The sequence below is a fragment of the Pontibacter diazotrophicus genome, assembly GCF_003367245.1.
GTDB classification, from domain to species: domain Bacteria; phylum Bacteroidota; class Bacteroidia; order Cytophagales; family Hymenobacteraceae; genus Pontibacter; species Pontibacter diazotrophicus.
The window spans coordinates 129,497-152,547 of record NZ_QRGR01000010.1 but is presented as its reverse complement, the minus strand read 5'-3'; the positions used below and the strand labels follow the sequence as shown (position 1 = coordinate 152,547).

21 protein-coding genes and 1 riboswitch are annotated in these 23,051 nt (G+C 48.8%); of the genes, 7 read left to right on the top strand and 14 right to left on the bottom strand.

Annotation, left to right across the window (positions count from 1 at the left end; translation table 11 throughout):
- Position 1 precedes the first annotated feature (1 nt).
- From DXT99_RS10840 to recA, 3 genes are all read right to left on the bottom strand, one after another.
- Positions 2-691: a response regulator gene (locus tag DXT99_RS10840; protein WP_115565573.1), complete on the bottom strand. Its 690-nt coding sequence runs from the start codon at positions 689-691 to the stop codon at positions 2-4.
- A 238-nt stretch (positions 692-929) separates the two neighbouring features.
- Positions 930-1,742: a DUF3108 domain-containing protein gene (locus tag DXT99_RS10835; protein WP_115565572.1), complete on the bottom strand. Its 813-nt coding sequence runs from the start codon at positions 1,740-1,742 to the stop codon at positions 930-932.
- A gap of 277 nt (positions 1,743-2,019) precedes the next feature.
- On the bottom strand, positions 2,020-3,075 hold the full coding sequence (gene recA / locus DXT99_RS10830) for a recombinase RecA (protein WP_115565571.1): 1,056 nt from the start codon (positions 3,073-3,075) through the stop codon (positions 2,020-2,022).
- 193 nt (positions 3,076-3,268) lie between these two features.
- On the opposite strand from recA, the gene DXT99_RS10825 reads away from it, so the two are divergent.
- Entirely contained in the window at positions 3,269-4,387 is a 1,119-nt protein-coding gene (locus tag DXT99_RS10825) for a hypothetical protein (RefSeq protein WP_246000644.1), read from the top strand.
- Between the two features lie 39 nt (positions 4,388-4,426).
- On the opposite strand, the gene DXT99_RS10820 is transcribed toward DXT99_RS10825, so the two are convergent.
- Positions 4,427-5,059 carry a GNAT family N-acetyltransferase gene (locus DXT99_RS10820; RefSeq protein WP_115565570.1) on the bottom strand — a complete coding sequence of 211 codons (633 nt, stop codon included), beginning with the start codon at positions 5,057-5,059 and terminating at the stop codon, positions 4,427-4,429.
- A 168-nt stretch (positions 5,060-5,227) separates the two neighbouring features.
- On the opposite strand from DXT99_RS10820, the gene DXT99_RS10815 reads away from it, so the two are divergent.
- Positions 5,228-6,091 carry an SDR family NAD(P)-dependent oxidoreductase gene (locus DXT99_RS10815; protein WP_115565569.1) on the top strand — a complete coding sequence of 288 codons (864 nt, stop codon included), beginning with the start codon at positions 5,228-5,230 and terminating at the stop codon, positions 6,089-6,091.
- Between the two features lie 134 nt (positions 6,092-6,225).
- On the opposite strand, the gene DXT99_RS10810 is transcribed toward DXT99_RS10815, so the two are convergent.
- From DXT99_RS10810 to DXT99_RS10770, 9 genes are all read right to left on the bottom strand, one after another.
- The gene (locus tag DXT99_RS10810; protein WP_115565568.1) at positions 6,226-6,654 is read right to left on the bottom strand and encodes a hypothetical protein; all 429 of its coding nucleotides are present in this window, start codon (positions 6,652-6,654) and stop codon (positions 6,226-6,228) included.
- A 164-nt stretch (positions 6,655-6,818) separates the two neighbouring features.
- Positions 6,819-7,784, bottom strand: coding sequence for an AAA family ATPase (locus DXT99_RS10805; protein ID WP_115565567.1), 966 nt, complete (start codon positions 7,782-7,784; stop codon positions 6,819-6,821).
- A 6-nt stretch (positions 7,785-7,790) separates the two neighbouring features.
- Positions 7,791-9,158: a peptidylprolyl isomerase gene (locus DXT99_RS10800; protein ID WP_246000642.1), complete on the bottom strand. Its 1,368-nt coding sequence runs from the start codon at positions 9,156-9,158 to the stop codon at positions 7,791-7,793.
- A gap of 266 nt (positions 9,159-9,424) precedes the next feature.
- A complete protein-coding gene (locus tag DXT99_RS10795; protein ID WP_115565566.1) occupies positions 9,425-11,740 on the bottom strand; it encodes a peptidylprolyl isomerase in 2,316 nt (771 codons plus the stop codon).
- Positions 11,741-11,900: 160 nt separating this feature from the next.
- Positions 11,901-12,311, bottom strand: a complete 411-nt coding sequence (locus DXT99_RS10790; protein ID WP_115565565.1) for an ATP-binding protein — start codon at positions 12,309-12,311, stop codon at positions 11,901-11,903.
- On the bottom strand, positions 12,304-12,648 hold the full coding sequence (locus tag DXT99_RS10785) for an STAS domain-containing protein (RefSeq protein ID WP_237143955.1): 345 nt from the start codon (positions 12,646-12,648) through the stop codon (positions 12,304-12,306). The genes DXT99_RS10790 and DXT99_RS10785 overlap by 8 nt, the downstream gene beginning before the upstream one ends.
- A gap of 14 nt (positions 12,649-12,662) precedes the next feature.
- Complete coding sequence (locus DXT99_RS10780) at positions 12,663-14,825, bottom strand: GAF domain-containing SpoIIE family protein phosphatase (RefSeq protein WP_246000641.1); 2,163 nt, start codon at positions 14,823-14,825, stop codon at positions 12,663-12,665.
- A 236-nt stretch (positions 14,826-15,061) separates the two neighbouring features.
- Positions 15,062-16,531, bottom strand: a complete 1,470-nt coding sequence (gene guaB, locus DXT99_RS10775) for an IMP dehydrogenase (protein WP_115565564.1) — start codon at positions 16,529-16,531, stop codon at positions 15,062-15,064.
- Positions 16,532-16,642: 111 nt separating this feature from the next.
- Positions 16,643-16,960 carry a rhodanese-like domain-containing protein gene (locus DXT99_RS10770; RefSeq protein WP_115565563.1) on the bottom strand — a complete coding sequence of 106 codons (318 nt, stop codon included), beginning with the start codon at positions 16,958-16,960 and terminating at the stop codon, positions 16,643-16,645.
- A 125-nt stretch (positions 16,961-17,085) separates the two neighbouring features.
- Between DXT99_RS10770 and pnuC the strand changes: the two genes are divergently transcribed.
- From pnuC to DXT99_RS10755, 4 genes are all read left to right on the top strand, one after another.
- Entirely contained in the window at positions 17,086-17,712 is a 627-nt protein-coding gene (gene pnuC / locus DXT99_RS10765) for a nicotinamide riboside transporter PnuC (protein ID WP_115565562.1), read from the top strand.
- A 120-nt stretch (positions 17,713-17,832) separates the two neighbouring features.
- Entirely contained in the window at positions 17,833-18,009 is a 177-nt protein-coding gene (locus DXT99_RS27010; protein WP_181885094.1) for a hypothetical protein, read from the top strand.
- Positions 18,010-18,018: 9 nt separating this feature from the next.
- Positions 18,019-18,645: an ATP-binding protein gene (locus tag DXT99_RS10760; protein WP_317048140.1), complete on the top strand. Its 627-nt coding sequence runs from the start codon at positions 18,019-18,021 to the stop codon at positions 18,643-18,645.
- 17 nt (positions 18,646-18,662) lie between these two features.
- A complete protein-coding gene (locus DXT99_RS10755) occupies positions 18,663-19,538 on the top strand; it encodes an aldose 1-epimerase family protein (protein ID WP_115565561.1) in 876 nt (291 codons plus the stop codon).
- Between the two features lie 124 nt (positions 19,539-19,662).
- Here DXT99_RS10755 and DXT99_RS10750 read toward each other — a convergent pair whose 3' ends face one another.
- Complete coding sequence (locus tag DXT99_RS10750) at positions 19,663-19,911, bottom strand: hypothetical protein (protein ID WP_115565560.1); 249 nt, start codon at positions 19,909-19,911, stop codon at positions 19,663-19,665.
- A 230-nt stretch (positions 19,912-20,141) separates the two neighbouring features.
- Positions 20,142-20,237, top strand: a riboswitch (TPP riboswitch).
- Between the two features lie 59 nt (positions 20,238-20,296).
- On the opposite strand from DXT99_RS10750, the gene DXT99_RS10745 reads away from it, so the two are divergent.
- Complete coding sequence (locus DXT99_RS10745) at positions 20,297-22,771, top strand: TonB-dependent receptor (RefSeq protein WP_115565673.1); 2,475 nt, start codon at positions 20,297-20,299, stop codon at positions 22,769-22,771.
- The last annotated feature ends 280 nt before the right edge of the window (positions 22,772-23,051 follow it).

Sequence of the window (23,051 nt, the reverse complement as noted above, 5' to 3'; positions counted from 1 at the left end):
ACTAATCGTTGTTGAACTTATAGCCCACGCCTTTTATGGTTTTGATGTTTTCTTCGCCAATCTTCTCACGTACTTTCCGGATGTGTACATCTACGGTGCGGGCAATTACATATACATCATTTCCCCATACGTTGTTAAGCAACTCCTCCCGGGTATAAACCTTGTTCGGAGTAGCCGCCAGGAAAGAAAGCAGCTGGAATTCTTTTTTAGGCAAGGTGATTTTTTCGTCGCCTTTGTAAACAGCAAAGCTGGTGCGGTCTATACGTAGGTCGCCCGCTTCTATTACCTGGTTTTCTTCTTCCTGTAGCGAGTCCCGGCGTGTATAGGCGGCCAGTCTGCTTAACAGCGCCCGGGGCTTGATGGGTTTGGTGATAAAGTCGTCGGCGCCTGCCTCAAAGGCAGCAACTTCTGAGAACTCCTCCGCGCGGGCTGTCAGGAAGATGATGTGCGTGTTTCGGAAATCCTCCATTTCGCGCAGTTGGCGGCAAGCCGAGATTCCGTCTAACACAGGCATCATCACGTCCATTAGAATAACGTCTGGCTTTATTGCCTGTGCTATCGTTATGGCTTTCTTGCCGTTCTCTGCTTCGGTTACATCGTACCCTTCGCGTGTCAGGTTGTACTGTAGCATTTCCACGATATCCGGATCATCGTCTACTACTAATATCTTATAGTTTGTTGCAGTTTGCACGGTACAATAACATTAGAGTTTGAGTAGGAGTGGTGCAGCTAAGGACATTAGCGCCATGTAAAGTTTTTTGGTTGCTTAACCAGTCTATTGATTCCTGCTGCATTACCATTTCCTGATGTAAATATATCATTCCTAAAGTCAACTTAACATCTGCTTATCAAATCATAATATTTTCTTAACACAGGTAGGTCTTTCTTTTGATGGGCAACAAAAAAGTCGGCTATATAGCCGGCTCTGATTACTTCTGCGCTAACAGGGATGTTTTATGTTTCAGGTTTTTATACTCGTAGAGGTTTATCTTCAGGGAGCCTACAAACATTTCAGCTTGTATCAGCACAGGTATCTTGTTTTTATCATCGGAGAGGTAGACGGTAATGGCATCTTCACCATTGAACAGCTTGTTCTTAGGCATCTTTGGGGTAAGTTTTATAGCCCTTATGTCGCCCGCTTTCGTGCTCACTACCTCTCGGCCTTTATAGGTTACCTGCATATTAAACGTCTCATCGTCAAAAAAGCCCTGCAGGTTTAACTTGTCGCCAACATTCATTCTGTCGTAGTTCAGGGTGCGCAGGTAATAAAAGCCGCTGACAATGTCCTGCACATTTTCAGGAATTTTATAGTTACCTGTTTCCTTTGGCCTGTTTCTCTTCTTTGTCTCTACAAAAGCGGTGTTCCTGTAATGGTTAAAATCAACTGTTTCACGCTTGCGGTAGTTGCCTTCCTCAATGTTTCTGTAAAAGCGCTGTGGCACTATGGCGGCAGTATCTATATAAGACTGCCAGGTATCGCGTACCCGGATAAAGAAATCGAAGGAGCTATTCGTTTTTCCGGTTACCGTGGTGCGGTAGCACGGCCTGTTATTAATATAATGCAGGGCAGGGGCTGTCTCTATAGTTGCATCTGCTGCCGTAATAAGGCCATAATGCACCTTATACTTCAGTACTTCCCCTGTAGAAAAACTGTCATTCGGGACGCTGCGCATTCTGTCTTTAGAGACGAAGCCAACTACTACCAATGCTAGTATAAGGAGCGCAGGGAAAAACTTCTTCATAAATTTCCTTCTTATTGGGATGAACAGTTCTTGATTCCTGATCACTTCAAGTTTTGTACCAACTATACTTTTAAGCTTTTTAAACTTATAATTTGATTTGCTAATGTGTGCTTCCAGAATCTGATACCACCCATTCCCGCTTCAATTATGGAGTTTCAGGTTGCTCTTGTTGGATTAAGATAAACATAGTTAAGTGCCTAGTCAATTCAAAATAAATAAAAAAAGGCGCTGCTTTTATACAACGCCCTTTTTGCTATTTCTGTTCAGGAAATAATGTTCATTCAACTTCAGCTGCTTTGGCGGCTGAATCGTCCAGCGCTGCGGCTACTTTTTCAGGCTCGCCTTTTACGATGGCTCTGATCTTGCCTTCAATCTCTTCACTTAACTCCGGATTGTCGAGCAGAATCTGTTTCACACCGTCACGGCCCTGGCCTAGTTTGTTGCCGTCATAAGAGAACCATGATCCAGATTTTTGCACAATATTCAGCTCCACGCCAAGGTCAAGAATCTCACCAACCTTAGAGATGCCTTCGCCATACATGATGTCGAACTCTACCACTTTGAAAGGAGGTGCTACCTTGTTCTTCACCACTTTCACACGGGTACGGTTACCTGTAATATTATCGGCGCTTTCTTTAATCTGGCCAATACGACGGATATCCAAACGCACAGATGCGTAGAACTTCAGGGCGTTACCACCAGTTGTTGTCTCCGGGTTACCGAACATCACACCAATCTTCTCACGCAACTGGTTAATAAAGATACAGGTACAGCCTGTTTTATTGATGGTACCGGTCAGCTTACGCAGTGCCTGCGACATCAGACGTGCCTGCAGACCCATTTTGCTGTCACCCATGTCACCTTCCAACTCACCTTTCGGTACAAGAGCGGCAACGGAGTCAATTACAATAATATCTATAGCGCCTGAGCGAATGAGGTGGTCAGCAATTTCAAGTGCCTGCTCCCCGTTGTCTGGCTGAGAGATTAATAAGTTTTCTGTGTCAATGCCAAGCTTTTGAGCGTAGCTTCTGTCAAACGCGTGCTCCGCATCGATGAACGCAGCCATGCCGCCCTTCTTTTGTGCTTCGGCAATGCAGTGCATCGTAAGTGTAGTTTTACCAGACGATTCCGGACCGTAGATTTCTACGACACGGCCACGTGGCAAACCACCAATACCCAAAGCAATATCGAGCCCAAGCGAGCCGGTGGATATAGCAGGTATGTCTTCTACCTTGTTGTCGCTCAACTTCATTACGGTGCCTTTGCCGTATGTCTTGTCGAGCTTATCCATGGTTAGCTGTAGCGCTTTAAGTTTTTCGTTGCTTAAACTCATGTGGTTATTTTATTTAGCTTTATATTGAAGGTGAAATTACTACTTTTGGAGCCAACTTGCAAAAAAGTCATCAGGTATTTTGCTAAATATTTTAGCTGCTCTGTGGCGCCTGATTATAACACAGTATCACTCCTTTTTGTGCCATCCTTTACACTTAATTATGAGCTATTGTAGGCTCTTTTTGCTTTGTTTTATGTTGATTTATAGCTGCTTTGCCCAGGCGCAGCTAAACAACCGTATTCTACTGCAGCAGATGCCTGTAGTTGCTCAAAATGCTAATGAGGTTAGAATTGGAGTCTATGCCTTTGGCTTCTCTAAGAACAACGAGTACTTCAATAAGATTGCAGATGGCTATACTTTATTCGGCTATCACCTCAACCCTGAACTGGTCTATTACCCGGCTCCATTTGTGCGCCTGGAGGCTGGTGCTTTCCTCTGGAAAGACTTTGGCAGCACCGGGTATCAGGACATCGCCCCCACGTTTACAGCCAAAATACAGAAGGAGAACTGGGCCCTGCTCTTCGGTACGCTGGAGGGTAACCTGAACCACGGTTATATAGAACCGCTCTACGACTTTGAGCGCGTGATTACGAATCGGCTCGAGAACGGCCTGCAGTACCAGCTCAATACGCACCATGTAGCACTGGATGCCTGGATAGACTGGAACCATAAGCTGTATAGAGGAGAGGATGACCAGGAGCAGGTAAACGGTGGGGCAGCGGCAAATATTCTGCTGCTGGAGCAGGAGGGGAGGGGGAATACTGCAGACAGCCTGCGCCTGACTTTACCCATACAGTTTACCGCCCTGCACAAGGGCGGCCAGATAGACGCTTCACCATTGCCGCTGACAACTGTGGCAAACGCAGCCATAGGCTTTGAACTGGAGAAGAGGTATAGCCACAAGGTGTTGCACCGGCTGTATACAAAAAATTACCTTGTGGGCTTCAAAGACTTTTCAAATGAGTTTCAGTTGCCGTACACGCAAGGCTATGGCATTTACCTGAATGCCGGTATAGATACAAAGTACCAAGACGTGATGCTGAGTTACTGGCGCGGTGACAGCTATGTGACGGAGTTGGGAGGGAGGCTGTATCAATCGGCCTCTACTACCTTCAAGCACCCGGATTATCTTCAGGAGGAGCGGGAGCTAATAATCTTTCGGTTGATGAAGGACATTGAAATTATCGATAACCTCTACCTGACGATACGCCTGGAACCGGTGGTAGACCTGGACGACCCAAAGCTGGAGTTTTCCAACGCCTTTTACCTTACTTTTGATACAGAGTTTTTCGTGGCGAAGCCAAGGAAGTAACTCTTATGACCTTTACGCTGTTCTGTCAGTCAAAACTAATTATGCCATGGCTGTAGCATTTGCCTGCTCCTGCTCCTGTCGGGTGGCCTCAAAATCCTCGCGTATCAGGCCATAGTAGCTTAGGTCCAGTAGCTCATCAGCGTCTGCTCCCCGGTAGTCGTTGCGAAGCACCCCTTCTTTCAAGAATCCGTTATTTTCTGCCAGTGCTCCGTAATTCTCGTTTGCGTTAGTGCAGCGCATGTACAGCCTGTTCATCTTTAGGGAGTCGAAGGCGAACTGAAGCACTGCCTGTAGAGCCTCCTGCACCAGGGCCGTGTTATTAGGCCATTCCGTGAAGTACAGCCCCAGTTCTGCTTTGGGTATCGTGCGGTCCAGGTTCTTGAGTGCAATGCTGCCGATGTAGGCATTGTCTTCTTTCTGCCAGACACCAAAGTCAAAGGAGCGGCGGTTGTCCCATTCAGTGCGCAACTGCCGCACTTGCGTCCGGGCATCTTCCAGTGCCCGCACCCGTGCCCGCCGCCCGGCAAAAGCAGGGTTCAGATAGGCAGTGTTCTCCTGTAGCAGACGCATAAAATCGCTTTCATCGCCTTCCTCATAGGGCCTTAATATAAGGTGCTGCGTTTCTAACTGCTCCTTATAAGAATCGGGTAAAGTGTTGTATAAAAAATTCATGGTTTGTCCCTGTTATAGTTTCTGAGAGGGTGCCCTAATTGTTCATACGTGAAAGAAAAGAATTGTGATGCCATAGGCCATACTGGTGCAAGTGCCAACTGTGCTGCTGTTTTTGCCGTTAAAAATGATCAAGCTAAATAGTAAACAAAACAAAAATCTGAAAACAAAATGGGAAACAGACTTAAGGGAAAAGTAGCTATCGTGACAGGCGGTGGCGCAGGTATAGGCGAAGCCATCAGTAAAAAGTTCGCCAAAGAAGGAGCAAGCGTAGTAGTAGCCGGATTTCCGGAGGACCCGGTAGAAGACGTAGTAAAAGGAATACAGGAGGAGGGAGGCACAGCCATTCCGTTCACCGGTGATTTGTCTTCCCTTGCCAATGCCCAAAGCTGCGTAGATCTGGCTGTAAAGCAGTACGGGAAGCTGGATATTCTTATTAACAACGCCGGTACATTCCCGGAAACGAACATGCTGTCTGAGTATTCAGAAGAGGCGTTCGATTACCTGCTGAAGAACAATATTAAAACGACCTTTGCCATGAGTAAGTCTGCCTTGCCGGAGCTTCAGAAGACAAAAGGAAACATAGTGACAGCCGGTTCTGAGTCTGGTGTGCTGGGAATTGCGCAAAATGCGCCGTATGGTGGCACCAAAGGCTTTAACCACGCTTTCACGAAAGGGCTGGCGGCAGAGCAGGCGCAAAAAGGCGTACGCTGCAACATCGTGGCCCCCGGCCCGATAGACACAGGCTGGACACATAAAGAAACCGGCCCAATGGACAGCCAGATGGAGCAGATGGTGACGCAGGGCACACTGATGGGGCGCAGAGGCACACCAGAAGAAGTGGCCAATGTATACCTCTTCCTGGCATCTGACGAAGCCTCCTACGTAACGGGAGCCGTTTGGCCTGTTGATGGCGGCACGCTCATAGCCAAAGGCCCTGCCGGTGACATGGCGGCCGACAGCATGAAAAAGCAGCCTGAAGAAGACCTGAACCTGGAGCACTCCAAAGACAGCCACACTTCTATCCGGAAGTAAGCAGTTTTTAATTACCTCAGGTGATTACAGCTTACTGCTTTGCTTCTGAGAGTGATATAAACATAAAAGAGCCAGCGCTACCTGAATAGTGCTGGCTCTTTTATGTTTATATTATCAGATATGTTTCTGCCGCTTTATGCGTTCAGGAACGGGTAATTAAAGTGCTTTGGGCTGTGTAGTTTCTGCTGGGCCATCATCACCTGCAGTGTATGAGCTGTTTCCTTGAAGTATTCCAGCCTGCGGTACAGCATTTCTTTTTGCAATACAACACCAGTAGCCGTTCTCATATAGGCTTTTTTATCCTCCAGCACGCGGTGCATCACTTCGTTTACTTTCTCCTCGTTTTGCAGGTACCACTGCTGGAAATCCTGTACGCGCTTCGCACCGGGTGTAGTAGAGCTAAACTCCAGCCCATGCAGGCGCAGCACATCCGCCAATAGGTTTACTTCCAGTGGAAGAGAGGTATTGTAAGGCATGGAACGCAATTCAAGAGGACTGTTAAGAATACCAATTACGGTAGCCAGGTTCTCTTTAAAGCGTAGGTATAAAGCAGCCGCTTCCATATATGTATAAGGTGATATTGGTAAAGTGATTGGGTGCAAAAATACACTAATTTAGCGTACTAGCAATGCGCTGAAATTTGTATGGCTTAATTGTTCAATGGTTACATTGTTGTTTTCAGGTTATATGGATAACAATTTAACAATGCGGCCATTTAACAATTCAATCAAAGCAACTCCTGAATGATTTTTTCTACAGTGATGCCTTCTGCCTCGGCCTTGAAATTGCGCACGATGCGGTGCCGGAGAATAGGGAGTGCCACTGCCTGCACATCTTCAATATCAGGGCTGTATTTTCCGTTGAGGATGGCATTGCATTTGGCACCCACAATCAGGTGCTGAGAGGCTCTTGGGCCTGCGCCCCACTCCAGGTACTGGTTTGCCTGCGTAGAAGCCATGGGCATGTTGGGGCGCGTTTTATGTACCAGCTTTACGGCATACTCCACCACATTGTCTACCACGGGCACGCGGCGCACTAACTGCTGAAAGGCAAGAATGTCATCTGCATGCAGAATCTTGTTGAGTGAGCTGACAGCGGCACCTGTCGTGTTCTTTACAATCTGCAACTCCGACTCGTAGCTTGGGTAGTCTAACGTAATGTTAAACATGAAGCGATCCAGCTGCGCCTCAGGCAAGGGGTAAGTTCCTTCCTGCTCAATCGGGTTCTGGGTAGCCAGCACAAAGAAAGGCCTTGGCAGGTTGTACTTGTGGCCAGCCACTGTAACGGCATGTTCCTGCATGGCCTCTAAGAGTGCTGCCTGTGTTTTTGGGGGCGTGCGGTTAATTTCATCGGCCAGCACAATGTTGGCAAACACTGGCCCCGTTACAAACTTAAAGTTGCGTTCGTTGTCCATTGTCTCAGCACCAACAATATCAGAAGGCATCAGGTCGGGTGTAAACTGCACCCGGTTAAACGACATGTCCAGTGAAGAGGCAATAGTTTGGATGAGGAGCGTCTTGGCAAGCCCCGGTACCCCCACCAGCAGGCAGTGCCCCTGACAAAAAACAGCTGTAAGTACTAGTTTAACGACTTCTTCCTGCCCTACAATCACTTTTGATATTTCGGAAGTTAACTCCCGGTAAACGTGGTGTAGCGCATCGGCTGCTTCTTTGTCAGAGGTGAACTGCTTCATTTCTTCTTATTGCATTAGTTGTTGGAGTCCACCGCATTCCTGGTACTCCGGATCAATTTCAATAAATACAGTGTCTATATTCTTGCGGAACCATTCGTCTACGGCTTTGCTGCGTTTTTCGGCGAGCGCTGCGTTAGAAATCCGTTGATAATCGTCCTGGAGGTTAGCCAGGTGCGGTTTTGATTTACCTTTCAGGTAAATGATGCGCACCGCTTCTTTGCCATCCTCTGTGGTAAACGGAATCGGTTTTGAAATATCCCCTACCTGCATCGTGTCAATCACGAAGAAGATGGATGGATCAACCTGGTCCATCGGAATATAAGTGCTGCCGTCACGGCCTGCCATCATGCCGCCGTTATCTTTTGTGGCCTTATCATCAGAGTGCTCCTTGGCTGCTTTAGGGAACGTCAGCAGGCTGTCGTTCTGTATCTTCGTCCGGATACTGTCCAATGCGGTAATGGCCTCCTGTACGTCTACCGTTGCTGTGGCTGGCTTAATAAGGATGTGGCGCGTGTTAAATTCCTGGCCACGGCGCTCAATCAACTGAATAAGGTGAAAGCCGAACTGTGACTCAACTACATTAGAAATCCCTCCGGGCTCCAGGCGCAAAGCAGCCGCTTCGTACTCTGGCACCAGCTCTTTCTTCTTAAAGAAACCCAGTTCTCCACCAGCCTGTGCCGAACCCGGATCCTGTGAAAATTGTGTTGCCAGTGTGGCAAAGTCTTCACCGGCAAGTATACGCTCGCGCAGGGCCTGCAGTTGCTCCCTGGCCGCCTGCTTTTGCGTCTTGCTTACGGTGGCGTGTTTTACAATCTGGCCAATCTCCACTTCGCTGGAGAAATAAGGAAGGCTGTCTGCAGGAATGTTGTTGAAATACTTCTTTATTTCTTTAGGGGTTACAGTTACTTTGCCTGTAATCTCCCGCTGCATGTTCTCCATCACCATCTGCTCACGCACGGTGCGGCGTAGCTCTTCTTTCAGCTGCGTAATGCTTTTGTTGTAGTACTGCTCCAGCCGCTCTACACCGCCAACCTGGCCGGCTAAGTACTGTATGCGGCGGTCCAGTTCATTGGCCACCAATGGTTCCTCTACTACAATAGAGTCTATCTCGGCACGAGCTAGGAGCAGCTTGTCCTGCAGCAGTGAGGTAAATATCTGGCACTTCATTTCGTCGCTTGGCTGCTGTTTAGACTGCTGAAGGTATTGCAGGTAGCCAAACTCTACATCAGAGCGTAAAACAACATAGTTGTCTACTTTCGCTATGATGCCATCCACCGTGCGCTGCACAGGTGCCTGGGCAAAGGCCGTAGAAGAAATTACAATGAGGCAAATTGCCGCAAAGGCCGTTCTGGCAAAACAATGTATCTTTTTCAAGGCTGTAATAATTGATATGATGGTGCGCGCTTAGCGCCTGCTTAATTTTTTATGGCTGAAAGAAATGAACCTGCATTCTGAAGAGACTTGCTTTTAGGGGAATAGCCGGAGCTATGTACCAAAAACAGCAGCTATCGAGTTTTCAAAGCATCCCTTGCAGTACAAACTTAAATTTCAGTCAGACTATAAAGTGAAACGCACAATTTACGTCTTTATTCTGAATAAACTGACTTATCAGCTCGTTGCAAAAAAGGTACCAGAATAAACTACTGCTTAATCAGCTTGTCTACCTCGTCCTGCCTTACGGTTACCGGGTATTTCTCGCGCAGCTGGCTTACCCACTGCTGCTCTAAATAGTTCTGATAGTCAGAGATAGCCAGGCCACGCACTTCGTCCAGCTCTTTGTATCCTGGCTCCAGTACCTCCTCGATAATAATGAGGTACTCTCGGCCATTTTGCTGCACGTTGTAAGTGCCTTTCTCCCAGGCTACCATATCCAGGGCCTTGTTATCTCCTTTCTGGAATTTCTTCTCTGATATCTGCACACCCAGCGGGTTGTTGCTCAGTGCATTCAGGTTATCAGCGAGGGCACTGAGTTCTGTCGTGTACAACACAAAAGACACACGGCGGTTGCGGCGGCGGCCTGTCTCCGAATTATCCGGGCCTGCCTGGTTTGTTGCCCCAAGGTTGTTCGTGCTTAGCTGAGCAGACGGTACTCCCTGAGCCATCAGGTAGGCTTTGGCCTTGTCGGCTCTCTCTGTTGCCAGGTTTTTGCTGGCAGTAGCTTCGCGGGCGTCTGTGTGGCCGTTGATATCTACGGCAAGGCTCTCGTTGCCTTTTAGTAGCTCGGCCAGTTCATTTAGTTTGGCAGTGCCTTCCTGCGTTAGCGTGGGCTTGTTCTGCTCAAACAGAATGTCGGTTAGCTTTGCAAAATTAACCGGATAGCGGCGTTTGCCCATTTGCTCCTGTGCTTTCTGCAGTAGCTCTTTGTTGGCGGCACTTATAACGGTTGCCTGCACGCGCGGGCCCCACGTATACTTCTCCCTGTTCTGAGCAAAGTATGCTTTCAGGCCAACAGAGTCTTCAACCGCCTTCGACCATACTTTCTCGTCCATCATCTGGAAGAGGAGGATACCATCGTGATACTCCTGTACCAGCATTCTATAGTCTGGGTGCTTGATTTCTAAATTAGCCTTTTCATATTCCACCAGGCTCTTATCTATATAGGCCTCGTAGAGCAGGTTCATGGCATGTGCCGCTGAACTTGTAGCACGTGGTTGCTGCGCCTCCTTAGCATATTTCCAGAAATCACCGATAGTGTAGGCTTTGCCCTGAATGTTGAACAGGGTTTGCTTCAGGGCTTTGTCAGTTTCGTCGTAGGTCCAGTTTGCTTTTAGCAGATCGTCTGAGGCTTTGCTCATGGCGGTTGCCTTGGCTTCGGCATTCTCTGTGAAGCTGTTCTCTGTTTTGATGCGCTTCATGAAGGCGGTCTTGTTCAGCTCAGAGCGGGAGTCTTTTGCGATTCTGTTGCGCAGGTTCTGCTCCATTTCTTCGTAAGCAGGAAGGCCACGCTTTTCTATCAGCTTGATAATATGCCAGCCATAGGGTGTTAGAACCGGTTGCGCCACATCGCCTGTGTTTTGCAGGTTAAAGGCAGCATCCTCAAAAGAAGGTATCATACGGCCGGTGCCAAACCACGGCAACTCACCACCGTTTTTGGCGGAATTGGCATCCTCAGAAAACTCTTCAGCAAGTTTCTCCCAGTTCTCGTTGCGCTGCACCCGCTTATAGATAGCGTCTGCACGCTGCTTTGCAGCCAGGGAGTCGGCTTTTGGGATGCCCGGTGTGGCACGCACCATAATGTGGGCCACGCGCACCTCGCCTTTGGCCTGGCGCTTGTCGTTCACTTTTATCAGGTGGTACCCGAATCGCGTGCGTACCGGCATCGAAATATCTCCGACAGCAGTTTTGAAGGCAGCATCCTCAAACGGATATACCATCTGAAGGGCCGTAAAATAGCCTAAGTCTCCTTTGTTATCGGCTGCAGACGGATCCTGGGAGTTTCCCTGTGCCAGTTTACCAAAATCTTCACCGGCTAGCGCGCGCCTGCGCAAATCCATAGTGCGGTTATAAGCCGCTAAGGTATCTTCAGGGGCTGCATCCGGTGTCAGGCTGATAAGAATGTGGGAGGCGTTTACTTCCTGCTTCATGCGCTCGTAAGCTTCCTTCACCAGCTTGTCGGTCACGCTCTTTTCGGTGAGGTAAGGCTGTGCCAACTGCTCTTTATAACCCTCCAGTTCACGTCTGAAAGCGGTAGTGGTATCCAGCCCCTGGCCTTGCGCCTCCAGCACCTTCAGCTTAAAGTTAGTGTACAGGTTCAGGTACTCGCTTACACTCTGGCGGGTATAGGCGTCTTCGTTGCCGCTGTTGTTTTTCTCGTACACATAGCGGAACTCTTCAATGGAAACAGGTTGCGTGCCAAGTGTCGCGATGGTGGGCTGTTTACTGTCATTCTTCTTGGTTGCGGTGCAGCCAGCCGTCAGCAGGAGAGCAGCCGCAACAAGTAGGTGATTACTGCGCATAAGTTTTTAAAACAGAATTTTTCTTTCGCTGATCAGGATCAGAACATGCAATTTTAGTTATTTTTTCTGACAGATAAGTCAAAAAGTGTAACCACAATTGTATTGCAATTGGTTTCGTTTCCGATAACGGAATATGCGCAGGTAAAGTGTGTAAGTAGCTTTATTTGATTTTTTTATGAAGGATGCAGGTGTTTTGGGAGCCATCGCTCTGGAACTCCACTTTGTCCATGATGCGGTTTACGAGGGCTATGCCCACGCCGCCCTTCTTGCCGAGCCGGATATTTTCCTCTATGTCCGGCTCTTTGTAGTTGGCGCGCTCAAAAGCCAGTCCTTCATCTGAAATCTTAAATTGAAGCATGTCTTTCGCCTGGCTTATGGTCAGGACAATGTGTTTCTTGGGGTCTTCGTGGTTGGCGTGGATAATGAGGTTGGCGCATATTTCATCTACAGCCAACACAATCTGGTTCATCAGAATATCCGTTAAGGAAAGGGCATGCAGGTACTCCGTGACGAAGTCACGTATTGTTTTCAGGTTCTTCTTAGTACAGTTTACCCGAATGGAGTTATTCATTGGCAATACTCCTTGCTTCCTCGTAATCTGATACAATGGTCATAAGCAGGTCGAGGCCCAGTATCTCAAACACGTTGCGCACTTTATCCTGCATGTTGTAAAAGATTAGCTTGATTTGAGCATCCTCGAAGCGCTGCAGGTGCGAGATAAACACACCAAGTCCGGCAGAGGAAATGTAGTGCAGGTTTTTGCAGTCGACCAGGATTTTGCTGTACTCCATTATTTCAGGGTCAGACAGCTCCTCGTCCAGCATCACCGAAGAGCTGGCATCGAGCTCACCATCAAGCGTCATGATGATGGTGTTATCTTTGATTTCGTTCGTTATTTTCATCGGCATACTTTACGGCTTATTCATTTGTTTGGTTCAACGGGTTTAAACTTAATCACCAGCAGCGTCTGGTCATCATAAAGATTGTCAGGGCCCGTGAAATTCTCCAGGTCGTTGATGATAGCGTATTTAATATCTTCAGCCTCGAGATGGTATGTTTGCTGCAGCATGTACTTTAGCCTGTCTTCGCCATATTCATCGTTCGCCTCGTTCCGGGCCTCCACAATGCCGTCGGTGTAAATCACCATCACATCGCTGGGATTATAGTCGTAGTACATCTCCCGTATATGGTTGGCGTAGCTCTTGTCCCGGATAATGCCCAGTCCCAGGCCGTCTGTCTGGAAGTAGAAGACGTCGTCCATCATGGCGTTATAGTATAACGTGTGGCAGTGGCCGGCACGTGCAAACATAAAGCCTTTCATGCTATAATCTATAATATACAGCGCCGAAGTAATGAAAGAAGTTTTCTCAAGGCAGCGGCTCAGGGCACTGTTGGCCTGTTTCATGAACTCGCTTGGCGGCATATCCTGCTGCATCAGGCCATGGAAAATCCCTTTCATCTGGGCCATATGGAAAGCCGCCGAGATTCCCTTTCCCGACACGTCGCCGATAATAATGGCGATGCGCGATTCACTCAGCTGCAGGAAGTCGTAAAAATCGCCGCCCACCTCTTTGGCTGCCAAGGCATGCGTGCTTATCTCAAACCAGCTGTCGACAGGGAACTTCTTCGGAATAAGGCTGTCCTGCACCTGCGTGGCAATCTTCAACTCCTCTTTATAACGCTCGTTTTGCAGCGATTCTGATATCAGCCGCAGGTTTTCTATGGTAAGTATAGTCTGACTGGTGAAAGTGCGCAGCACGTTCACCGTTTCGCGGTCGAAGCCCTGCTCAATATCCTTCAGCAAATAAAGCACCCCCGACAGGTAATTCTTAGACTTAATAGGAAGAATGATCAACGATTTCCAGGGCAGCATCAGGTCCCGGAAGCCCGGGTTGCGGTTCAGGTTATTGTTGATGTAATCGATGTTGTGGATGTTGTAAGCAAGCAGCAGGTGCCGGATACGCTTGATCTGGTCGATGTTGATGTTGAGCAGGTGTGTTACCTGTGGCTCCCCGTTACGGATCAGCTCAAACCAGGAGGCGCTGGCATCAGAGGCTTTAATCGTACTCTCGAACAGCATGTCGTATACCTGCGCCTCGCTTTGCCCTTGCTGTATGGATTGGCTCAGGCGCTGGAAATTGAGCAGGTCTTCGCTTTTCTGCTCAAATACACTGGACGTAGGCAAACTGAAAAGCGACACCAGAAAGGCAGCCAGTGTATAGGAGCCCACAAACATCATGGCCAGCAGCAGGAAGCTTACATCGGTATAGTCAATTACCAGGTTCGGGCTATCCTTCAGGCCCCTGAAAAAGCGCACGAATATGTAGCAGCTGAGCAGAATGGCACCGAGCAAAACCAAAGACCGGCTTTTATTGCTGAACGTAAGATAGGCTACCCACTTCAGGTTGGTGCACAGAAACAGGATGTAAAAGCCTATCAGGGCCAGCAGCGGCATGAAAATGTAGCTGTTATAGTCAAAGTTGAAGATGGTTAGCAGCAGCATGGCCCCTAACAGCAACTCAAACCAATCCCAGGCTATCTGCAGGAACTTGTTTTTATGGTAAAGCAGTAACTGCCGCCAGATGTAGAAGGCCTTGGCCAGAAAAACAACCAGTAAGCCGAAGTTAATCTGGTACACGAGGTGCAGCAGCAAAGGGGACTCCGTATCGGCATAATTCGTCATCACCTTGTAGCCCAGGAAGAGGGCCACACTCACATAGGCTGCCACGGCAGCTTTCGAGAAGAGGTTCCAGAGATAGCCGATAAAATCTACTCCCTTCAGTGACTCTGTACTCAGACGCTGGAAAAGAAACACGGAGACGAGGAAAACAACAATCAGCAGGTTGTTCAAAAAGGGCAGCGACAATTGCGCCACACCCTGCTCACGAAGTCTGTGAGCAGAAAACAATACGTTTGCTAACAGCAGAGCCCAGCTAACGACAGCAGTAGTAACCAGTAAAGATCTTGCATTCGTTTTGTAAAGCATAGGACTGGAATCCGCCGTTTTATTTTCCTGCGATAGTATCTTGTTTTTAGTAGACGTAATATCAATGAAAGGTAATGAAAATTTCCGCTCTTTGGCCAAAGTGTGAGAGTAGAGTTATAGGAAAACAACTTGCATAACGTAAAACGGAAGGCGTAGGTTAGCTTTTGGCCTGTCTGCGCCTTCCGGTTCACATGAAGTGAAGAGTTAAAAACCAGAATTTATATGCCGCTTACGCTTCATATATAAGAGCAGTACGGAACTTGTTGTTCCACCTCCTGCAGGTTAGCTATCAGGTGGTTAACCTGATGAACGCTATTTGTTGCATCAGCTGCTGATTAGCGGCTGTAGTTAGGCGCCTCGCGTACAATCTGTACATCATGTGGATGGCTTTCGCGAAGGCCGGCACCCGTAATCTTTACCATTTTAGCGCCTTGCAGCTTCTCAATGTTTGGCGTGCCGCAATAGCCCATGCCCGCACGAATGCCGCCTGCCAATTGGTAAATTACCTCCTGTACCAAACCTTTGTACGGCACACGGCCTACAATGCCTTCCGGTACCAGCTTCTTCGCGTTTGTTTCGTTGCTCTGGAAGTAGCGGTCTTTCGAGCCTTCTTCCATTGCCTCCACAGAACCCATGCCGCGGTAGGTCTTGAACTTGCGTCCTTCGTAAAGAATCATCTCGCCCGGAGCCTCTTCCGTGCCTGCCAGCAGGGAGCCTATCATCACGGTGCTGGCACCGCCTGCCAGGGCTTTCACAACATCACCGGAAAACTTGATACCACCGTCTGCTATCACAGGTACGCCGGTTCCTTCCAGACCTCTAACCGCTTCCATTACAGCGGAGAGCTGCGGTACGCCAATACCGGCAATCACACGGGTCGTACAGATAGAGCCCGGGCCTACACCCACTTTAACGGCGTCGGCACCTGCGTCAGCCAGTGCTTTTGCTCCATCAGCAGTGGCAACGTTGCCGGCAATCAGGTCTAGCTCAGGGAAAGCATCCTTTATTTTTCTTACGGCTTCCAGCACGCCTCTTGAGTGGCCGTGGGCTGTGTCTACGCTTATCACGTCTACACCTGCTTCCACCAATGCTTTCACGCGGTCCAGCACATCAGGCGTAACGCCTACGGCGGCACCTACACGCAGGCGGCCGAACTCGTCTTTGCAGGCAAAAGGTCGGTCTTTCTTCTTCAGGATGTCTTTGTAAGTGATCAGGCCGACAAGTTTGCCTTCCTCATCCACTACCGGCAGTTTCTCTATTTTGTACTCCTGCAGGATGTCCTCGGCCTTAGCCATGTCAGTGCCTCTGGATGCCGTCACCAGGTTTTGGGTGGTCATCACAGAAGACACCTTTTGTGTCAGGTCCTTTTCAAAACGCAGGTCACGGTTAGTGATAATACCGGTTAATATGCCCGCATCGTTCACTATCGGGATACCGCCAATCTTGTTTTCGGTCATAATCTGCACGGCATCACCCAGCGTGGCTTTCTCGTTCAGAGTAATAGGGTCGAGGATCATGCCGCTCTCAGAACGCTTTACCTTTCGCACCTGCTGCGCCTGCTTCTTAATCGACATGTTCTTATGAATAAAGCCGATACCACCTTCCTGCGCCATCGCAATCGCCAGGTCAGCCTCTGTCACGGTGTCCATGGCAGCCGATATAAGCGGAATATTGATGCGTATGTTGCGGGTAAGTTGTGAAGAAGTGTCTGTTTCGTTGGGGAGTACTTCGGAGTAAGCCGGAAGTAAAAGCACGTCGTCGTAGGTGAGTGCTTCAAATAATATCTTAGACTGATCAGAGATCATGGCAAATAAATTAAGGGTTGTTATTTGCCGCGTAAAATTACGGAAATTTCTTTAGAATATGCTGCAAGTAGGAGAGTAATTATTTTTTGCAGAATCTATATCGGCGACTGTCTAGTATTTTGTCATCGTCGGGTCTACCTGAGTGGCCCAGGCATGTATGCCGCCCTTCAGGTTGAGGAGGTTATCATAGCCGAGGCGCTGGCTGAGATAATTAATGGCCTGCGCACTGCGGAAGCCATGATGGCAGATCATTATTACCGGCACATCGCGCTTGATGCGGTTCGCCTGTTTGGGCAATTCCCCCATCGGAATCAGCTCTCCGCCCAAATTACAAATCTCAAATTCGGAAGGCTCACGCACATCCACTAGTTGTATGTTGGAGCTGCGCGACAGCCGCTCTTTTAGTTCCTGTGCCGTGATTTCATCCATAGAACTTCTTTTTGGGGTAGCATGGTATACGTGTGGCGCGGCAAATAATGCCTTGCTTCGCCTGAATTTTAAAATTAAGCAGGTATTTGTTTATGTAAAGTGCTGCGAGCGCTTAAATTGCAGGGATGAATGTGTTACAGAGTATCGTAGAGGCTTTGCAAGCCATGAACGTAGTTGAGTTGATTGGTGTAGTGACAGGTATAGTCTGTGTGTGGTTGGCGGCAAAGCAGAACATCTGGACGTGGCCGATAGGCCTGATCAGCGTGGGCATGTACGTATTCGTGTTTTACGATGCGCGCCTATACGCCGACATGGGGCTGAATGCGTTTTACTTTGTCACGAGCCTGTATGGCTGGTATATGTGGTTGTACGGAGGCAAGAACGACTCAGAGCGCAAAGTAGAGCGTGTCAGCAAAAAGGAAATGACCGTGCTGTTGGCGCTGGGGCTGGTTTTTACATTAAGCTTGGGGTATTTTCTGGATAACTACACAGATGCCGACCTTTCTTACACAGATTCTGCCACCACTGCCGTCAGTCTGATTGGCTATTGGATGATGGCCAAGAAGCAGCTGGAGAACTGGATTGTCTGGCTGGTAGTGGATGTAGTGTATGTGGGTGTGTATACCTATAAAGACCTTTACCTGACCAGTTTCCTTTATTTCGTTTTCCTGCTCTTATCCATTAAAGGCTACATCGACTGGAAAAAAGACCTGGTGGCCCTGAAGCAGGCTCCTGCAGAAGCTAACGCATAATACTACTAATTCGTCTTATTGTGAAAGACCTATGGTGGTGGCCACACGTACAAGTTAACGAGTATGATTGCTGCGATTCCGCTTTGGACGTAGAATGTTTCACCACCAATCCTGCAGCATATGAGACAACGTAAACTGGAGTTACCTGAAGAGTTGAAATTTGAAAATCGTTTAAAATGGGGCTATGAATCTCCGGATGAAAGCCCAAAGCAGGTTCATTTGAATCAACATGGCGAAAAGCAGCCGAAGATAGTGGAAGTGTACAATTTCTACGACTACAGCTTTTCGGAGAATTAGCGCATTTTTTTGATATGCAAGCAGCAAGGGGTGCCGGGAATTTCCCGGCACCCCTTGCTGCTTCAGAAGGCTGTAGATTTTTATACTTCCTACAGATGTAATTACGACCTTTGCCTGATGCTGAAAGTCTCGATAACCGGGCCTGAGTCTACGGGCAAGTCTACTTTGGCGGAGCGACTGGCCCGGCAGTACAGTACGGTATGGGTGCCGGAGTTCGCCCGCACCTATGTAGGCAACCTGGGCAGGCCGTATACACCAGAGGATTTAGAAGCCATCGCCCACGGGCAACTGGCACTGGAGCAGGAAATGCAGCTGCAGGCTAAGAATATCTTTTTCTCAGATACAGACCTGCTGGTGATCAAGATCTGGAGCGAGCATGCTTTTGGCCACTGCCCCGCCTGGATACAGGAGAAACTAAAGCAGCAGAACTACAACCTTTGCCTGCTCATGGGCGTTGATTTGCCCTGGGAGCCGGACCCACAGCGCGAACATCCGCACCTGCGAACTTACTTCTACGAGTGGTATAAAAGTGAGCTACAGGCGCTGGAAGTGCCTTTTGTGGAGATCTCCGGGCAGCAGGAGGAGCGTTTGCAGCTGGCCTGCCGCCACGTGGATGCCCTGCTTCAAAAACATTAACTTCTGAAAAATAGATTATGATATATTCCTTAGAAAACGACCAATATAAAGTGGGTGTAGAAAGCCTGGGGGCCGAGCTACAGCATCTTGTGAAAAAAGACGAGAATCTGGAGCTTATCTGGACGGGTGATCCCGCTGTCTGGAGCGGACAGGCCCCGAATCTTTTCCCGATAATAGGAGAACTGCCAGACCAGCAATATACTTACGAGGGGAAAACCTACCACATGAAGCGCCATGGCTTTGCGCGCCGCAAAGAGTTTAAACTGGTAGATGTGAAGCAGGATAAGCTGGTGTTCGAACTAAAGCACGATGAGGAGACCCTGGAGCAGTATCCTTTCAAATTCAGGTTGCTGATCGCTTATCAGTTGCAGGAGAGTAAGCTCTCTATTACATACCAGGTGACAAACCCTGATGATGAGAAAATGTATTTCTCAGTAGGAGCGCATCCTGGTTTTAACGTACCGCTGTACCCCAGCGAGCGCTACGAAGACTACTATATCGAATTTGAAGAAGAGGAAACGGCCAGCCGCTACCTGCTGAACGAGCAGGGCCTCTTGAACGGAGATACGGAACGCGTACTGGAGCAAAATAACATACTGCCCCTGGACCGCCGCCTTTTCGACAAAGATGCTGTGGTGCTGAAGCGCCTGAACTCTAAGAAAGTGACGCTGGCGAGTAACGTAAGCCCGCGCCGGATAGAAGTGGCTTTTGAAGGGTTTCCGTACTTAGGAATATGGGCAAAGCCGGGGCCGGCACCTTATGTGTGCATCGAACCCTGGTGTGGCATTGCCAGCAGTGTAGGAGATACCGGTGAACTACAGGAAAAAGAAGGGATAAATGAACTCAGGCCGGGGCAGGTTTTTGAGCGTACTTTTACTGTTACAGTACTTTAAATTTTATAAGAACTGTACTGGTAAAGTCATGTGTGTTTCTTAACGGTAGCACAGATAAAATAAAAGCAGTGGCCCCAACTGAATAGACACTATTCAGTTGGGGCCACTGCTTTTAAAGAGGTACTTAATGCACGGAAGGTTCCGGGAATTTAGGAACCTTTATATTTCTGAAGTCATACTTCGGTTCAAAATCGTTGACGGGCAACGAAATGCCGGGTGGAAGGTCAATATCTGGTAAGTCATCGCCCAGCGGTTCACCTCCGTCATCATCGTTGTCGGTAGATGGCGGACGGTTAAATCTATTGCGTGGGGCGAATGCATAATAGGCCAGTATCGTTAAAAGGGCTACAGTATAAATAATGCTAATCATCATCGCGGTAATACATTAAAAATTCAATGTTATGCCGCTCTTATCTGCGGCAAAGGTTTCAATTTCAATACGTAAGGGGAAAGGTGCCTTCGTATGTTTTACAACGTACTTTCGGCCTTTGTGGTTATCTGTAAAAGCAAATTTTAAGCATATGTGCAGCAGCTGGTGTCAAAAACTTTTCGGCGCCTTGATAAACTCAACTTTGCAGGAGAGTGAAAAGCCTCTTACCTTTGGGGCAGTTTAGGGGGTGCCTTAATAAAACGGGCTGAGATCATACCCATTGAACCTGATCCGGGTAATGCCGGCGAAGGGAAAACGGTAAACGAAATTTAACGGGATGCTAACCCCTGGCAGTCCTGTATGTTTCATCTTTCACTTCAATACAATAATGCGTAATTTTTTTATCGCAGTGGCAGCTTTCCTGTTGCCTTTGCAACTGCTTGCCCAGTACCAACTGAGCGGGCGTGTAACCGATGCAGCCAATGGCGCGGGCCTGGCTGGAGCCAACGTCGTGCTGGAGCGGACAGCCACAGGTGTGTCTGCAGGGGATAATGGCACTTTCTCATTTCAAAACCTGCCAGCCGGAAACTACAGCCTGAAGGTGAGCTACCTGGGCTATGAGCAGAAAAGAATAACAGTAGCCCTGCAGCAGGATGCTCAGGTAGAAGTAGTGTTACAGCCACAGGCCCTGCAGACAAGCGAGGTAGTAGTACAGGCCACCCGCGCCGATGCACGCACGGGCACCACCTTTACCAACGTGAGCCAGGAGGAGATAGCCGCGCGCAACTTCGGGCAGGATTTGCCTTACCTGCTGGAGCAGGTGCCCTCGGTGGTGGTGAACTCTGATGCCGGCGCAGGCGTGGGCTATACCGGTATCCGCATCCGTGGGTCTGATATTACCCGCATCAACGTAACGGTAAACGGTATCCCGATAAATGACCCGGAAAGCCATGGCGTGTTTTTTGTGAACATGCCTGATTTTGCCTCCTCTGTAGAGGATATACAGGTGCAGCGTGGCGTCGGAACCTCTACTAACGGTGCCGGTGCCTTTGGGGCCAGCCTGAACATACAGACGCAGCAGGTACGCCGCGAGGCCTACGCCGAGACAGACCATACCTACGGCTCCTTCAATACCTGGCGGAACAACGTGCGCTTCGGAACTGGCCTGATCAACGGCAAATTTGCCTTCGATGGTCGCCTGTCACGCATTAAGTCGGATGGCTATATCGACCGCGCCTCATCCGACTTAAAATCGTTCTATTTTTCCGGGGGCTACTACGGCGACAAAACCTCTTTAAAGTTTATCACCTTCTCCGGTACCGAGCAAACCTACCAGGCGTGGTATGGCACCCCGGAGGCGCTGGTATACGGCAACGCCGACGACCTGCAGGCATACATCGACCGCAACTATATTGAAGGCGCTGACCGTGAGAATCTGCTGAACTCCGGCCGCCGCTATAACTATTACACTTACGACAATGAAACAGATAACTACCAGCAGGATCATTACCAGTTGCACCTGTCCCATGATTTCATGCCGGGCCTGAGTTTCTCGGGTGCACTGCACTACACCTATGGGCGGGGATACTATGAGCAATTCCGGGCCGACGATGATTTAGCGGATTACGGACTGGCAGATGTGATGATTGGCGGCGACACCATCTCCACCACGGACCTCATTCGCCGCCGCTGGCTGAATAACGACTTTTACGGCGCAACTTATGCGCTGCAGTATAACCCGAACAGCCGCCTGAACGCTACGCTGGGAGGCGCTTGGAACAGGTACGACGGCCGCCACTTCGGGGAGATTATCTGGGCGCGCTACGCCTCTACCTCTAATATCCGGGAACACTACTACGATAACGATGCTGTTAAAACGGATTTCAACATTTTTGCTAAAGTAAGCTATGGCCTCACAGAGAAGCTGCATGTTTTCGGGGATTTGCAACTTCGCACCGTCAGCTACTCTTTTCTCGGCTTCGATAATGATTTAACCAATATCACGCAGGAGGCAGATTATAATTTCTGGAACCCAAAAGCAGGTGTTGTGTATACACTGCAGCCCGAACACCAGCTGTATGCCTCTTTCGCGGTGGGTAACCGGGAGCCCGTACGCAATGATTTCACAGAATCTTCGCCAAACAGTCGGCCGCAGCATGAAACACTGCGGAACTTAGAGGCAGGTTACCGTGGCGTGATAGGTCTGGGAGAGTTTGCAGGAAAGCCCCTGACGGCAGATGTGGAGGCGAACTACTTTTATATGAACTACAAGAACCAGTTGGTGCTAACCGGGCAGATTAACGATGTGGGCGCATACACCCGCACCAACATCGACGACAGCTACCGCCAGGGGGTAGAATTGTCCGGAGCGATGCGATTAGGAGAACAGGCTACCTTCACCACCAACCTTGCCTACAGCCAGAATAAGATCGACGGCTTCAGCGAGTTTATAGATGATTATGATACAGGTGACCAGGCACAAAACAACTATGGCAAAACAACCATTGCCTTCTCGCCGGAGTGGGTAACAACCAGCCAGTTGGAGGTGCAGGTGCTAAAAGGGTTGCGCGCAGCCTTCATTTACAAGTCGGTGAGCAAGCAGTACCTGGATAATACGGAGAACGAAAATCGCATTATACCAGCTTATCAGGTAGGTGACCTTCGCCTGCGCTACAACATCGGTTTCAAAAATGTACTGAAAAATCTGGAGCTGGGACTGTTGGTTAATAACGTTTTCAATGAAATGTATGCTGCCAATGGCTATACCTTCAGCTATATTGCCGGTGGCGCACCAATCACTGAAAATTTCTACTATCCACAGGCTACACGCAACTACCTGCTGTCGGTAGGCCTTAAGTTCTAAGGTTAATGCAGATGCCGCTTCCCCATATTATCGGAGTTAGCCTCTAAACTTTAACTTCGTATTTATGTTATGAAAGCCCTGCCATTCTGGTGGGGCTTTTGGGTTTTTAATCACGTTGAGCTTACACTACTGCTTACCTATCCTTTATTCACTAACATGATGCAACAGTCCCAGCGGGACGACCTGTTGATAGCTTAATGGTGCATAAGCACCTATAGCTCCGGAGGAGCGGCCTGTTGCGTATATCTGAACAGGTCGCTCCTCCGGAGCTGTAGATAAA

What these genes read in the sequence shown, in the direction of transcription:
- DXT99_RS10770 (WP_115565563.1), bottom strand. Translation starts at nt 16,960, where the DNA reads ATGGATGAAATCACGGCACAGGAACTAAAAGAGCGGCTGTCGCGCAGC.
- DXT99_RS27010 (WP_181885094.1), top strand. Translation starts at nt 17,833, where the DNA reads ATGAGACAACGTAAACTGGAGTTACCTGAAGAGTTGAAATTTGAAAAT.
- DXT99_RS10810 (WP_115565568.1), bottom strand. Translation starts at nt 6,654, where the DNA reads ATGGAAGCGGCTGCTTTATACCTACGCTTTAAAGAGAACCTGGCTACC.
- recA (WP_115565571.1), bottom strand. Translation starts at nt 3,075, where the DNA reads ATGAGTTTAAGCAACGAAAAACTTAAAGCGCTACAGCTAACCATGGAT.
- DXT99_RS10745 (WP_115565673.1), top strand. Translation starts at nt 20,297, where the DNA reads ATGCGTAATTTTTTTATCGCAGTGGCAGCTTTCCTGTTGCCTTTGCAA.
- DXT99_RS10805 (WP_115565567.1), bottom strand. Translation starts at nt 7,784, where the DNA reads ATGAAGCAGTTCACCTCTGACAAAGAAGCAGCCGATGCGCTACACCAC.
- DXT99_RS10795 (WP_115565566.1), bottom strand. Translation starts at nt 11,740, where the DNA reads ATGCGCAGTAATCACCTACTTGTTGCGGCTGCTCTCCTGCTGACGGCT.
- DXT99_RS10820 (WP_115565570.1), bottom strand. Translation starts at nt 5,059, where the DNA reads ATGAATTTTTTATACAACACTTTACCCGATTCTTATAAGGAGCAGTTA.
- DXT99_RS10815 (WP_115565569.1), top strand. Translation starts at nt 5,228, where the DNA reads ATGGGAAACAGACTTAAGGGAAAAGTAGCTATCGTGACAGGCGGTGGC.
- DXT99_RS10785 (WP_237143955.1), bottom strand. Translation starts at nt 12,648, where the DNA reads ATGCCGATGAAAATAACGAACGAAATCAAAGATAACACCATCATCATG.
- pnuC (WP_115565562.1), top strand. Translation starts at nt 17,086, where the DNA reads ATGAATGTGTTACAGAGTATCGTAGAGGCTTTGCAAGCCATGAACGTA.
- DXT99_RS10790 (WP_115565565.1), bottom strand. Translation starts at nt 12,311, where the DNA reads ATGAATAACTCCATTCGGGTAAACTGTACTAAGAAGAACCTGAAAACA.
- DXT99_RS10835 (WP_115565572.1), bottom strand. Translation starts at nt 1,742, where the DNA reads ATGAAGAAGTTTTTCCCTGCGCTCCTTATACTAGCATTGGTAGTAGTT.
- DXT99_RS10755 (WP_115565561.1), top strand. Translation starts at nt 18,663, where the DNA reads ATGATATATTCCTTAGAAAACGACCAATATAAAGTGGGTGTAGAAAGC.
- guaB (WP_115565564.1), bottom strand. Translation starts at nt 16,531, where the DNA reads ATGATCTCTGATCAGTCTAAGATATTATTTGAAGCACTCACCTACGAC.
- DXT99_RS10825 (WP_246000644.1), top strand. Translation starts at nt 3,269, where the DNA reads ATGTTGATTTATAGCTGCTTTGCCCAGGCGCAGCTAAACAACCGTATT.
- DXT99_RS10750 (WP_115565560.1), bottom strand. Translation starts at nt 19,911, where the DNA reads ATGATGATTAGCATTATTTATACTGTAGCCCTTTTAACGATACTGGCC.